Source organism: Serratia sp. CY74737, from assembly GCF_052166775.1.
In the GTDB taxonomy this organism is placed as follows: Bacteria; Pseudomonadota; Gammaproteobacteria; order Enterobacterales; family Enterobacteriaceae; genus Serratia; species Serratia ureilytica.
This window is the reverse complement of the sequence record NZ_JBJNOF010000002.1, coordinates 290,109-302,846: the sequence shown is the minus strand read 5'-3', so window position 1 is coordinate 302,846 and position 12,738 is coordinate 290,109. Positions and strand designations below refer to the sequence as shown.

The window sequence follows — 12,738 nt, the reverse complement described above, 5'->3', positions numbered from 1 at the left end:
CCCGCAAGCAATCCGGTCCGGCAGGGCAATGACGCGCTGTTAAATCTGGTAATCAATCACCGCGTCCAACTGCGACGAGAAGACCTTGTCTTTTATTTCGGTCAGCGACAGCGTCGGGTTGCACAGTTGGATAAAGCGCCAGGCATAGTTGCGCTGCAGCTGGCTGCGTTTCAGGCCCAGCCATACCGTATTAGGCTCAAACAAATGCTCGGCGTTGAGACTGACCAACCCGCGATCGCGCTCTTTTTCATACGACATGTCCGCCAGCACGCCCACGCCTAACCCCAGCTCGACGTAGGTTTTAATCACGTCGGAGTCCTGCGCGCTGAGCGCGATGTCCGGAGTCAGGCCCGCCGCTTTGAACGCCGCATCCAGCTTCGCGCGCCCGGTAATGCCCTGGCGGTAAGTGATCAGCGGCAAGGTGCTGAGCATCTCCAGCGTCACCTGCGGCTGACGCGTCAACTCGTGCCCTTCCGGCACCAGGATAGTGTGATGCCAGCGGTAGTAAGGGAACGCCGCCAGCGATTCGTCACTCATCAGCCGTTCGCTGGCGATGCCGATATCGGCTTCTCCGGCGGCCAACATCGAGACGATCTCCTCAGGGCTGCCCTGATTGAGCACCACCCGCACCCGCGGATAAAGCGCGCGAAACTCTTTGATTACCCCCGGCAGACTATAACGCGCCTGAGTGTGCGTCGTTGCGATATGCAGCTGCCCCGAGTCGTTGCTGCTGAAAACGTCCGCCAGGCGACGGATGTTGTTGGCGTCGTTGAGAATGCGCTCCGCCACCACCAGCAGCTCTTTGCCGGGTTCGGTCATGCCCAGCAGCCGTTTGCCGCGGCGAATGAATATTTCAATGCCCAGCTCTTCTTCCAGCTCGCGAATATGCCGACTGACGCCGGACTGCGAGGTAAATAACGTATTGGCGACCTCAGTCAGGTTGTAGTTGCAGCGCGCCGATTCACGAATAATTTTTAATTGTTGAAAGTTCATCCCCGTCTCCCTGTTTCTTCCAGTAGCGTTAGCCATATTGATACGGAGTCCGACGAGTCTGAACAAATAAGAAATAACCTTTACTTATGCAATTTAATACTAAGTCGGTCATTCTGCTTCGCAGGTGGGGTGGGAAACTGACAAAAAACAGCTAATGACTTTAAAAATAACGGGATAGATAACCACAATAAAAACATGCCTTCAATCGCTGTGCAAATTAAAGTTATTAAATATAGGCATTAGATATAAAAAAGGGCTCAGCATGCTGAGCCCCTCACCGTTCGTATTCCCGCAGCAGCCTCAGGCGGTGGCCTCGCTGCCGATGCCGCCGGTGCGGTTCTGCTGCAGCCACTGCTGTACACAGCGCACCAGATCGCCGATGCAATCATCCTGCATGCCGTGGTGCTTTAACTCGTTATCCAGCGCAAACAGATATTGCGCGTTGGTGCCCAGCGGGCCGCTGGCGCTGGCGATCAATGGCGCGATCACCTGGTAGCTGGTGTCTTCTTCAAACAGGGGATGCTGCGGGTTCATCACGAACACCAACGCAGTAACCTTCTCGCCGCCATCCAACTGCAGCTCGCACCAGGTGGGCACGTAACAATCGGTCACCATTTCGCGTTTCCAAAGCAGCTCCAACTCTTCACGCAGCTTGCTTTCCGGCAAACGAAACGCCAGCCCCGTGGTGTGGCCGCCGGCTTTTAACGCCAGCATGCGCCCCGGCTGATGCAGCGTGCCGCGCCCGGCGGTCAAGCGCATGCAGAACGCCCGGTGCCAGCCCTGTAGCGTGGCCGGCCGCACTTCTTCCGATTCGAAAACTGGATTCCACATCAGCGAACCGTAACCGAATATCCATACGGGGCTGTGATCCGGCCGGCGCGATAAGGTGCAATCCAACGAGGCTGCACGCTGTTCAGGCGTCAGCAACAACGACTCCTCAATAGCGCCGAATGCAGTTTTGCAATCCGCTTTTTGCAGAAAATCTCGCGTTAACACTGATATTACCTCCCGGGAATACGATTTCTCGCCTTCCCTCGCCACTGCTGAACCTTTGATGTTTTATTTTCGGCTGCGGATTTTTATTAATTCAATCACCGCGCCTTATAAGAATGACCTTATTCTTTTCCTGACGTGCAATCAAGTTACAAAGCGGCGTTAAAGTGAAAAAGTATTTGTACTGAGCAGCAATAATATTAATTGCCGGGCTCCACATAATGTCTGCGCGATTTTACTGCGTGATAATTCGTTACTTTTTATGCCAGCGTTCGTCGTCGCCCTTGCGATAGCTTTGCTTGACCGCCGCCCAGGCCACCTTATGCGCCGTCTCTTCCCGGCTGTCGTCACCGCGCCGCTCATCGGGTTCCCGGTATTGTTGCCAGGCGCTGTTGAACGCTTCTTTATAGATCGCCTGCGCATGTTCCGGCAGCACATGCTTAACGTTGTCCGGCAAGTCGTTCGTGCTGTGGTAGGGCATATGGCCTCCCCTTTCAGGATGAGTGAACCTTAAGCCTAGCCCACATGCGGTTTCGTCTCAATTAGCAAACAATTCTCATTATCAAACGACATGTTATACTCACCGCCAAACGAACTATAAGGAGAATCCCGTGACTACCGAAGCCCCTCGCTCACGCGCCCCCTACCTGATCGCCGTCAGCCGCGTACAGGACATTACGCCGCACCTGCGCCGCATTACCTTTACCGCTCCCGATCTGCGTTACTACCCGGCCAATGCCGCCGCTGCACACATCAAAGTCTTTTTGCCGCTCGCCGGCCAGACGCAGCCGGACCTGCCGACGCTGACCGAAAACGGCCCGCGTTGGGCTGCGGACGCCGTGCGCCCGATTGTGCGCACCTATTCCATCCGCGCCGTGCGCCCGGAACTGGCGGAAGTGGACATCGAGTTCGCCATTCATGACCATCAGGGCCCGGCGGTGGACTTTGCACGCCAGGCGAAAGCCGGTGATAAAATCGGCATCAGCAACCCGGGCGGCCCCAAGCCGATGCTGCCGGCCGCCGACTTCTACTGCCTGGCGGGCGATCCTTCCTCACTGCCTGCGCTGGCCGCACTGCTGGAAAACCTGCCGCCACACAGTGCCGGACGCGCTTTCGTCCGCGTCGACAGCAACGCTGACGTCATTGACCTGAAGAAACCCGCCGACGTTGAGGTCAATTGGGTCGTCGGCGGCACGGAGAAGACCGACGAGTTGGTCGCTCGGTTCCGCGCGCAGTCCCTGCCGCAGGGCGAAAGCCACTTCTGGCTCGCCGGTGAAGATCGCCTGGTGGTAGAGCTGCGCCGCTACCTGCGTCGCGAACGTCAATGCGATCGTAATCGTCTTTATGCCGTGCCTTACTGGCGTGAGGGGCTAAATGAAGAGGGTTACCACAATAAACGGCATGAAATCATGGACAACATTGACGACTGACGGTCTCATTTTCCTTGATTAACCACGAGCTAAACAAGTAAACACGACTTTTCTCAAATCTAACGCTAAAAATTGGCGTTATTGCGTAAAAGTAAGTAAATAAAACCGCACCCCGTGCGGTTTTTTTGTTACCCTGATCACATAAGCAAGCAATTGCTTTCTCAGATAAAACAACATCACACCGGCGCCGCGGGTGTATCCTAATATAAAATACCTACTGGAAACGCAACGTTGCCGTATCACGGCGACCGGCGCTGACGGGCTACGCTGTTTGAGAAGGAGTGCCACCCTCATGAAGTCGCAACACGATCCTGGCCGATCCACCAAATCTCGCCACACCGAATACTCGCTGATCTTCCCTATCGCCGCGCTGGTGGTGTTAAATCTATGGGGCAGCACCGATAACTTTCCGCTGATCGTCGGCATCAATATTCTCGCGCTGGTGGGGATCCTCAGCAGCGCCTTCAGCGTGGTGCGCCACGCCGACGTGCTGGCTCACCGATTGGGCGAACCCTACGGCTCGCTGATCCTCAGTTTGTCCGTCGTGATCCTCGAAGTCAGCCTGATTTCCGCGCTGATGGCCACCGGCGACGCCGCGCCGGCGCTGATGCGCGACACGCTGTACTCCATCATCATGATCGTTTCCGCCGGCCTGGTCGGCTTTGCGCTGCTGCTCGGCGGGCGCAAGTTCGCCACCCAGTACGTCAATCTGGGCGGCATCAAACAGTATCTGATGGCGATTTTCCCGCTGGCGGTGATCGTGCTGGTGTTCCCGAGCGCGCTGCCAGGCGGCAACTTCAGCACCGGGCAAGCGCTGCTGGTGGCGTTGATCTCCGCCGCCATGTATGGCGTGTTCCTGGTGATCCAGACCAAAACCCACCAGAGCCTGTTCGTGTACGAGCATGAAGACGACGATGGCGACCCGCACCACGGCAAGCCCTCTTCCCACAGCAGCGCCTGGCACGCCGCCTGGCTCATCGTGCACCTGATCGCGGTTATCGCCGTCACCAAGTTCAACGCCAACCCGCTGGAAGGCCTGCTGACCAAGATGAATGCACCGGCGCAGTTCACCGGTTTCCTGGTGGCGCTGCTGATCCTGTCGCCGGAAGGCCTGGGCGCGCTGCGCGCCGTGTTGAACAATCAGGTGCAACGCGCCATGAACCTGTTCTTCGGTTCGGTGCTGGCGACCATCTCCCTGACGGTGCCGGCGGTGACCATCATCGCTACTCTGACCGGGCAGACGCTGATCTTCGGCCTGCAAACGCCGCATATCGTGGTGATGTTGACGGTGTTGCTGCTGTGCCAGCTGTCGTTCTCGACCGGCCGCACCAACGTGCTGAACGGCACCGCCCACCTGGCGCTGTTCGCCGCCTACATGATGACTATCTTCGCCTGATCAAAAAGGGGCGCACTCTGTGCGCCCCTGCCTTCGTTATACCGAGAAGAATATCGCCGCGGCGATCCCCCCGAACAAAATCCACTTGATGATGTAATAACCGGTGCGGTTCCAGGCCTTCAGGCGTTTCCCCACCCGGCGTATCGCATAGATATATTTGAACATCTTGTTGACGCCGCCGGTGCGATCGCCCTCTTCATTCGGCGCCGTGGCGGCGCTCATCAGGTTGCGCCCCAGCCAGTGATTCACCGCCTGCGCCCAGCGGTAGCGCATCGGCCGTTCGATGTCGCAGAACAGGATCAGACGATTCTGCCCGCTCTGGTTTTCCGCGTAGTGCAGATAGGTTTCATCGAACATCACCCCTTCACCGTCTCGCCAGCTGTAGCGCTCACCGTCCACCTCAATGAAGCAGCGGTCATCGTTGGGGGTAATCAACCCCAGGTGATAACGCAGCGAACCGGCGTAAGGATCGCGGTGGCGCGGCAAACGGCTGCCGTCCGGCAGTTCGGCGAACATCGCCGCCTTGACCGAAGGTAGGCTGCGCAGCAGTTCCGTGGTCTGCGGACACAGGGTCATGGCGGAAGGATGGCTGTCTTCATACCATTTCAGATAAAAGCGCTTCCAACCGGTCTTGAAGAACGAGTTGAAACCGGCATCGTTGAATTGATCGGACGCTTTGATCTGCTGGATCTCCATCAGCTTCTGTCCTTCGTCGCGGATGGTTTCCCAGTTCTCCCGCAGTACCGCCAGCTCAGGGAACTGCTCCGGCTTCAGGTACGGCGTAGTCGGCACACGAGAAAACAGATACATGAAGACGTTCAGCGGTGCGGTAAAGGTGGAATGGTCAGACAGCTGCCGCCACACGTTGTAGCGCACCCGTCCGCGGTAATGCACGTAGACGACGCATAAAATAAGCAAAAGCAGAATGATGTATTTCATGTTTGAATCGCAGCAAGGAACCCACACTCAATGCGCCGCGCGGCGCACACCCCAGAAAATGTCCTTTTGGCGGCGCAGGCAAACTGCGCGCCAATCTGGAACCCATTAATCATTAACGCTAACTCAACGAAAATCTATACAGAAAACCACAATAATTTACACAAAGGTTAAACGAGAGGGGAAATTGCGGAGATAAAAAAGGCCGCCGAAGCGGCCTTTCCATTAGCGGATAGGTTAACTGTAAGCGTTGAGCGTGCGCTGACACAAAGCGGAGCGCACGCAGTCCTGTTTTTCAAAGCGGATAACGCCGATCATCTCGTCCTCTTCGAAGCGCTCCAGGGCATCGCTGAGACCGGATTTCACACCGCGCGGCAGGTCGCACTGGGTCACGTCGCCGTTGACGATAACCGTCACGTTTTCCCCCAGGCGGGTCAGGAACATTTTCATCTGGCTGGCGGTCACGTTCTGGGCTTCATCCAGGATAACGACCGCATTTTCGAAGGTGCGTCCGCGCATATAAGCGAACGGCGCAATCTCTACCTTGCCGATTTCCGGGCGCAGGCAGTACTGCATAAAGGAAGATCCTAAACGACGTACCAGAATGTCATACACCGGGCGGAAATAAGGGGCGAACTTCTCGGAGATATCCCCCGGCAAGAAACCGAGGTCTTCATCCGCCTGCAAAACAGGACGGGTAACGATAATCCGATCCACCTCTTTATGGATCAGCGCCTCCGCCGCCTTGGCGGCGCTGATGAATGTTTTGCCACAGCCGGCTTCGCCGGTGGCGAAGATCAGCTGCTTATTCTCTATGGCTGATAAGTAATGACCCTGAGCTTCGGTTCTAGCCTCGATGGGTGAGCTATCGCGCTTGTCTCGCGCCATGCCGATAGACTCGACTCCCCCCATTTGCACCAGCGAGGTCACAGACTCTTCTTCCAGCTGGCGATGACTACGAGCGTCACGACGAATAACGCGTTTCGCTTCACGACGTGCTTTGATCACTGCTTTCTGTCTACCCATAGTGGCACCTTACAGTTTGTTTCACCTACCGCAACGGCCAGGCCGCGCGATTATGTTTCACACACGTATTAGGTTTTGGCCTCCTCCGAGCCAATAAGAGCCAAGGGACAATGTGAATTGACGACAACGTTTAAGCGCCGTTGCTTCACGGGACAACGCGGACTGCATCAATAAACGTGGAGTAAAAAGTGGTGAGATTCGGTAGCGATAAGAGTGCGGAGTTGCCGGTAAAAGAGAGTCGGAGAGAGAACCCTCGTTACAACGAGAAATCAGGGGAGATGTGTTATTTTTTCTTTCCAGCCCAACCAAGGACTTTACCATTAGCGATCCCCGCAGTGATATTTACAGCTTCAAGCTGTGCACCGTGTGAAAACTACCGCCAGATGATTACAGTATAATGACATTCAATCCTGTCGCGTTACTAAAATGTAAAAAAATTTTATATGTTTGGTTTTTAGTTATCGCTAAAACACTATATCACGCGCGACACGTCATTCCATAAAAATTTTTAACATATAAATTTCAACGAATTACAATTAAAAACCGCGAATGACACTTTGGTTTCTTGATTAAATTTTGCACAACCAAAAGCCGACGTGCCCTTCAGATTTTTTAATCCGCAGACGACGGATTGAATTGAACTCCGTCGCTTAATGTCCCGCACAATAGGCAAGTCACGTAAAACGAGGCAGGCGAGCCCGCCTCGTCATTGCGCGCTCAGGCCTTGAGCAAGCCGCTGGCAAAATAATCGCCGCGTTCTTTCACGCCCGGCAGCACGAAGAAATACCCGCCGCCAATCGGCTTGATGTATTCCTCCAGCGCTTCGCCGTTCAGCCTTTTTTGCACCGTCAGGAAACCTTTCTCCAGATCGGCCTGATAGCAGACGAACAGCAGCCCCATTTCCAGCTGGCCGGCATTGGATACCCCCAGCGAATAGCTGTAGCCGCGTCGCAGCATCAGATTGCTTTGGCTTTCCGGCGTGCGTGGGTTAGCCAAGCGAATGTGCGCGTCCATCGGGATCACCTTGCCGTCGGGATCGTTCGCGTAGTTCGGCTCGTCATGTTCATGCTTCATGCCCAGCGGCGCGCCGCTGTGCTTCTCGCGGCCGAAAATGGTTTCCTGCTCCTGCAGCGGCGTGCGATCCCAAAACTCGACGCGGAAACGAATAATACGCGCCGCCTGATAGCTGCCGCCCGCCGTCCACGCCGGTTCACCGACGTTGTCGCCGACCCACACCACTTTATCCATCAGCGGTTTGTCGTCGGTTTTCGGGTTGGCGGTGCCGTCTTTGAACCCCAACAGGTTGATCGGCGTCTCTTTGCCTTTGCTGCGCGCCGCGTGCGCGGAGATGAACCCTTCCCGCTTCCAGCGCACGCTGAGCAGATCCGGCGAATGCTTAATGATGTCGCGCAGCGCGTGGAGAGCGGTTTCGTTGGTGTTGGCGCAGATCTGCAGCAGCAGGTCGCCGTGGCAAAGCGCGGCGTCCAGTGCATCGTTGGGGAAGCGCGTCATCTTCTGCAACCGCAGCGGTTTGTGCGCCTGCAGACCAAAACGTTCGTCGAACAGCGATGCGCCGACCGAGACGGTGATGGTCAGGTTGTCCGGGTAAATCTCCGGCCCCATGATGCCGGAATCGAGCGGAGGCAGCTTGGCGTCCACCTCCGGCGCCTTGCCGCCGTGGGTCAGGAACGCGATGCGATCGGTCAGCAGCCGGAACAGGCGCTCCAGATCCGCTTTGCTGGTCGCCAGCACATCGAACGCCACCAGCATCATCGCCGCCTGTTGCGGCGTCAGCACGCCGGCCTGATGGCGGCCATAAAACGGCTGTTTCTGCCAGCGCTCATCCTGCGGCGTCGCCAACGGCTCCGCCGCGTTACCCGCCGCCTGCGCCAGGCGGTTGCCGCCCAGCGCCAGCGCGCTCAGCCCCAGCCCCTGCAGCAAACGGCGGCGTGAAGGGGATGCCGCCCCCTGAGAGTGCGGATGAGGCCCGTTATTCGGGCCTGCCTTGTTGCTCATAACCGTATGCCTCAGTCCAGACCCAATACGCCGCGCAGTTGGGAAAGATCTTCCGCCAACGTGGTGATCGGCCCTTTCAACGCATTGCGATCGGCATCGCTCAGCTTCTCATAGGACTCATAGCCGTCTTTGGTTTGGTACTTCGCCAAGATGGTGTCCACGGTTTTGAAGTTGGCGTCGATCTTGTCCAGCAGCGGCTTATTGGCCTTGACCAGCAAAGGACGCAGCAGGTTGACTATCTTCTGCGCACCGTCGACGTTGGCCTGGAAATCCCACAAATCGGTGCGGCTGTAGCGGTCTTCTTCACCGCTGATCTTGCTGGCCGCCACCTCTTCGATCAGCCCGGCTGCGCCACCCACCACTTTGCTCGGCGGGAAGGTCAGTTCACTCACGCGCTTTTGCAGCTCTACGGTATCGTGGTACAGGCGATCGGCGTAGGCGCCCATGTCTTTGGTGGAGTTGTCGGCAAACAGCGCCTTCTCCAGACGGTGGAAACCGGTGAAGTTCGGATCCGCCGATTTCTTCTCGTAGTCGTCTTCGCGGGCGTCGATGCTGCCGTCCAGATCGGAGAACAGCTCGGCGATCGGCTCGATGCGCTCATAGTGCTGGCGGGTCGGCGCATACAGCTTGCGCGCCTGCTCCACGTTGCCGGCCTTCACCGCGTCGGTGAACAGCTTGGTCTGTTTCACCAACCCATCGACTTCTTTGGTGACGTAAACCTTGTATTCGGCAATCGGGCCGACCAGGTCCAGCGCGTTCGGCTTGCCGTCGGTGGCGCCGTTGGCCGCTGCGGTGACAGTCAGTTTGCCTTTCGGGTTGCTGAGCAGCCCGCAGGTCATGTCATATTCGCCCGCTTCCAGCGTGGCGGTCATTTTCTGGGTAAAGCCCGGCGCGATGTTCTCACGTTCTTCCACCACCATCACCCCTTTCAGGATTTCCCATTCGACGTTTTTCTGGCTGGTGTTGTGCACCACAAACTGCGTCTTGCCGGCCGGCACCGTCAGCTGCATCGGTTCGCACTGCTTGTCGTTGACCGTGACCTTGACCTGCGGCACGTCCGCCGCCAAGGCGTCGATGCTCAGCGCAAACGCCGGGATAGCCAGTAATGCTGCGTGCAACGCCTTGCGGCGAAATAACGGAGTAGACATACGAGATTCCCTATTAAACATTAATGATTGATTTTACGTTGCGCCGGGGCCGCTGCCGGCTCCGCGCGTTGCGGCAGAAAGAAGAAAATCAGCGCCGGGATCAAATACAGGAAGTAGACCGCCACTTCGCTGACCGTCGGCGCTTCCTGATAACCTAGGATGCCTTCCAGCAGGGTGCCGAACAGCGAATGGGTCGACAGGGTGCTGCTGAAATCGAAGGCGATGTCCTGAAAGTGGTTCCACAGACCGGCTTCGTGGAAGGCGCGGATCGCCCCGGCGGCCAGCCCGGCGGCGACGAACAGAATGAACAGGCTGGTCCATTTGAAGAATTTGGCCAGATGCAGCTTCACCCCGCCCCAGTAAATCATCATGCCCAGCACAATGGCGGCGACCAGGCCGAGCACCGCACCGATCGGCGCGGCGGCGCCCACGTCTTGCTGAAACGCCGCCAGCAGGAAGAACACCGACTCCAACCCTTCGCGCGCCACGGCGAAGAACACCATCGCCACCAGCGCCCACCCCTGCCCTTTACCGGCGCTGAGCGCCTGATCGATCGCCCCTTCCAGATGTACCTTGACCGACCTGGAGACTTTGCGCATCCAGAACACCATATAGGTGAGGATCAGCACCGCCACCACCGCCACGATGCCTTCGAACAGCTCCTGCTGTTTCTGCGGGAACTCGCCGGTGGTCTCATTGATGAAGATGCCAAGCGCCAGACACAGCGCCGCCGCGACAATCACGCCGATCCACACCGCGCCCAGCCACTGGCTGCGCTGCGTGCGCTTCAGGTAGCTGGCGATCAGGCTGACGATCAGCGCGGCCTCCAGCCCCTCACGGAACATGATAAGAAAGGGAACGAACATAACTAATCACCCCTGAAAAGACCGCGGCGGCAGAGAAAACCGGCTCGCAATGAGCCGCGGCGAGTATGTAAAGAAACGTAAAATACAACGAGAGTGATTATCATTCTGCCAAAAAGAAATACAAGAGGCGCAAGCGTGATTTTTTCTAATCAAATGTCGCCAGGTGTTACAGCTGAATGACAGTGGCGAACAGGCAAAAAGAAGGGGCGCTCTGAGCGCCCCTTGCTGACTGACAGTGAACGGCGTTATACCGTTTTGTACTCGGCTTCCGCCTGATCGAAACGTTCGGTCATGGTGGAAGACGGCTGGCGGCCCATCAGGCTCACCACCACAATGGCCAGACAGCCCAGGATGAAGCCCGGGATGATTTCGTACAGGCCCAGCCATTCGTACTGTTTCCAGACGATCACCGTCACCGCGCCGACCAACATGCCGGCCAGTGCGCCGTTGCGGGTCATGCGCGACCACATCACCGAGATCAGCACAACCGGGCCGAAGGCGGCGCCGAAACCGGCCCAGGCGTAGCTCACCAGGCCCAGCACGCGGTTCTCCGGATTGGCCGCCAGCGCGATGGCGACCAACGCCACCACCAGCACCATGACGCGGCCGACCCACACCAGTTCACGCTGGCTGGCGCCTTTGCGCAGGAACGCTTTGTACAGGTCTTCGGTGATTGCGCTGGAACAGACCAGCAGCTGGCAGCTCAGGGTACTCATAACCGCCGCCAAAATCGCCGACAGCAGCACGCCCGCCACCCATGGGTTGAACAGCAGCATCGCCAGTTCGATGAACACACGCTCGCCGTTTTGCGACACGTTGCCGGCCTGATCCGGGTTATTGGCAAAGTAAGCGATACCGAAGAAACCGACGGCGATGGTGCCGGCCAGGCACAGGATCATCCAGGTCATGCTGATGCGGCGCGCGCTGCGGATGGTGCGGTGAGAATCCGCCGCCATGAAACGCGCCAGGATGTGCGGCTGGCCGAAGTAGCCCAGGCCCCAACCCAGCAGCGACAGGATGGCGACGAAGTTCAGCCCCTTCAGCATGTCGAGGTTGGCCGGGTTCTGCGCCTGGATCACCAGCATCGAGGTATCGATGCCGCCGACGGCGAAGATCACGATCACCGGGGTCAGGATCAGCGCGAAAATCATCAGGCTGGCCTGCACGGTGTCGGTCCAGCTCACCGCCAGGAAACCGCCGATGAAGGTATACAGGATGGTCGCCGCGGCGCCGGCCCACAGGGCGGTTTCGTAGCTCATGCCGAAGGTGCTTTCGAACAGACGCGCGCCGGCCACGATGCCGGAGGCGCAGTAAATGGTGAAGAACACCAGGATGACGATGGCCGAGATCACCCGCAGCAGCTTACTGTTGTCTTCAAAACGGCTGGTGAAATAATCCGGCAGCGTCAGGGCATTGTTGTTGGCTTCGGTATGCACGCGCAGCCTTCCTGCCACCAGCTTCCAGTTCAGGTAAGCGCCGATGGTCAGGCCGATGGCGATCCAGCTTTCGGAGATGCCGGAGAGGAAGATGGCGCCCGGCAGGCCCATCAGCAGCCAGCCGCTCATGTCGGAAGCGCCGGCGGACAGCGCGGTCACCACGCTGCCCAGACTGCGGCCGCCGAGAATATAGTCATCAAAGTTATTGGTTGCCCGGTAGGCAAGTAGGCCGATCAGCACCATCCCGAAAATGTATACCAGGAAGGTCACCAGCATAGGTGTGCTCATTGTCATTTAATTCTCCACTTTCATTATTATTCGCGTTTCGCTCCGGCCAAGCCGGCGCCGGTAAACCCACGCGCAATGCATTTCACTGGCCGCCGCGCCGGAACGTGGCGCAGCCTGCGAGCAAGTGCAGGTAAAATAGTTTCTGCCCGTAATTGTTGACCGTCGGTTATCCTAGATGAGCCTTTCATCAACCAACAAGATATTTAACAA

General features: G+C 57.5%; 11 protein-coding genes. 2 read left to right on the top strand and 9 right to left on the bottom strand.

All coding sequences use genetic code 11. The annotated features are described in order from the left end of the window. Positions 1-39: 39 nt before the first annotated feature. From cbl to chaB, 3 genes are all read right to left on the bottom strand, one after another. Complete coding sequence (gene cbl, locus ACJ8PE_RS03405) at positions 40-993, bottom strand: HTH-type transcriptional regulator Cbl (RefSeq protein ID WP_033634950.1); 954 nt, start codon at positions 991-993, stop codon at positions 40-42. A gap of 300 nt (positions 994-1,293) precedes the next feature. After that, on the bottom strand, positions 1,294-1,989 hold the full coding sequence (locus ACJ8PE_RS03400) for a gamma-glutamylcyclotransferase (protein ID WP_033643457.1): 696 nt from the start codon (positions 1,987-1,989) through the stop codon (positions 1,294-1,296). Positions 1,990-2,239: 250 nt separating this feature from the next. Beyond that, positions 2,240-2,467, bottom strand: a complete 228-nt coding sequence (gene chaB / locus ACJ8PE_RS03395; RefSeq protein ID WP_197759714.1) for a putative cation transport regulator ChaB — start codon at positions 2,465-2,467, stop codon at positions 2,240-2,242. Between the two features lie 130 nt (positions 2,468-2,597). Between chaB and ACJ8PE_RS03390 the strand changes: the two genes are divergently transcribed. Beyond that, positions 2,598-3,416: a siderophore-interacting protein gene (locus ACJ8PE_RS03390; RefSeq protein ID WP_033650884.1), complete on the top strand. Its 819-nt coding sequence runs from the start codon at positions 2,598-2,600 to the stop codon at positions 3,414-3,416. Between the two features lie 292 nt (positions 3,417-3,708). After that, positions 3,709-4,812 (top strand): sodium-potassium/proton antiporter ChaA, encoded by a 1,104-nt coding sequence (chaA, locus tag ACJ8PE_RS03385; protein ID WP_025303229.1) that lies wholly within the window; start codon positions 3,709-3,711, stop codon positions 4,810-4,812. Between the two features lie 36 nt (positions 4,813-4,848). On the opposite strand, the gene lpxO is transcribed toward chaA, so the two are convergent. From lpxO to putP, 6 genes are all read right to left on the bottom strand, one after another. Further along, positions 4,849-5,751 carry a lipid A hydroxylase LpxO gene (gene lpxO, locus ACJ8PE_RS03380; RefSeq protein ID WP_015378219.1) on the bottom strand — a complete coding sequence of 301 codons (903 nt, stop codon included), beginning with the start codon at positions 5,749-5,751 and terminating at the stop codon, positions 4,849-4,851. 234 nt (positions 5,752-5,985) lie between these two features. Further along, positions 5,986-6,774, bottom strand: a complete 789-nt coding sequence (gene phoH / locus ACJ8PE_RS03375; RefSeq protein WP_015378226.1) for a phosphate starvation-inducible protein PhoH — start codon at positions 6,772-6,774, stop codon at positions 5,986-5,988. A 717-nt stretch (positions 6,775-7,491) separates the two neighbouring features. Further along, positions 7,492-8,790, bottom strand: coding sequence for an iron uptake transporter deferrochelatase/peroxidase subunit (gene efeB, locus ACJ8PE_RS03370; RefSeq protein ID WP_197793494.1), 1,299 nt, complete (start codon positions 8,788-8,790; stop codon positions 7,492-7,494). Between the two features lie 11 nt (positions 8,791-8,801). Next, complete coding sequence (gene efeO, locus ACJ8PE_RS03365) at positions 8,802-9,938, bottom strand: iron uptake system protein EfeO (protein ID WP_197793493.1); 1,137 nt, start codon at positions 9,936-9,938, stop codon at positions 8,802-8,804. A 20-nt stretch (positions 9,939-9,958) separates the two neighbouring features. After that, entirely contained in the window at positions 9,959-10,804 is an 846-nt protein-coding gene (gene efeU / locus ACJ8PE_RS03360; RefSeq protein WP_033643493.1) for an iron uptake transporter permease EfeU, read from the bottom strand. A gap of 245 nt (positions 10,805-11,049) precedes the next feature. Next, positions 11,050-12,534, bottom strand: coding sequence for a sodium/proline symporter PutP (putP, locus tag ACJ8PE_RS03355; RefSeq protein ID WP_033643494.1), 1,485 nt, complete (start codon positions 12,532-12,534; stop codon positions 11,050-11,052). Positions 12,535-12,738: the final 204 nt, after the last annotated feature.

Bases quoted from the DNA above. Each gene is read 5' to 3' on its own strand.
- efeU (WP_033643493.1), bottom strand. From the start codon at position 10,804: ATGTTCGTTCCCTTTCTTATCATGTTCCGTGAGGGGCTGGAGGCCGCG.
- putP (WP_033643494.1), bottom strand. From the start codon at position 12,534: ATGACAATGAGCACACCTATGCTGGTGACCTTCCTGGTATACATTTTC.
- chaB (WP_197759714.1), bottom strand. From the start codon at position 2,467: ATGCCCTACCACAGCACGAACGACTTGCCGGACAACGTTAAGCATGTG.
- lpxO (WP_015378219.1), bottom strand. From the start codon at position 5,751: ATGAAATACATCATTCTGCTTTTGCTTATTTTATGCGTCGTCTACGTG.
- efeB (WP_197793494.1), bottom strand. From the start codon at position 8,790: ATGAGCAACAAGGCAGGCCCGAATAACGGGCCTCATCCGCACTCTCAG.
- chaA (WP_025303229.1), top strand. From the start codon at position 3,709: ATGAAGTCGCAACACGATCCTGGCCGATCCACCAAATCTCGCCACACC.
- cbl (WP_033634950.1), bottom strand. From the start codon at position 993: ATGAACTTTCAACAATTAAAAATTATTCGTGAATCGGCGCGCTGCAAC.
- phoH (WP_015378226.1), bottom strand. From the start codon at position 6,774: ATGGGTAGACAGAAAGCAGTGATCAAAGCACGTCGTGAAGCGAAACGC.
- efeO (WP_197793493.1), bottom strand. From the start codon at position 9,938: ATGTCTACTCCGTTATTTCGCCGCAAGGCGTTGCACGCAGCATTACTG.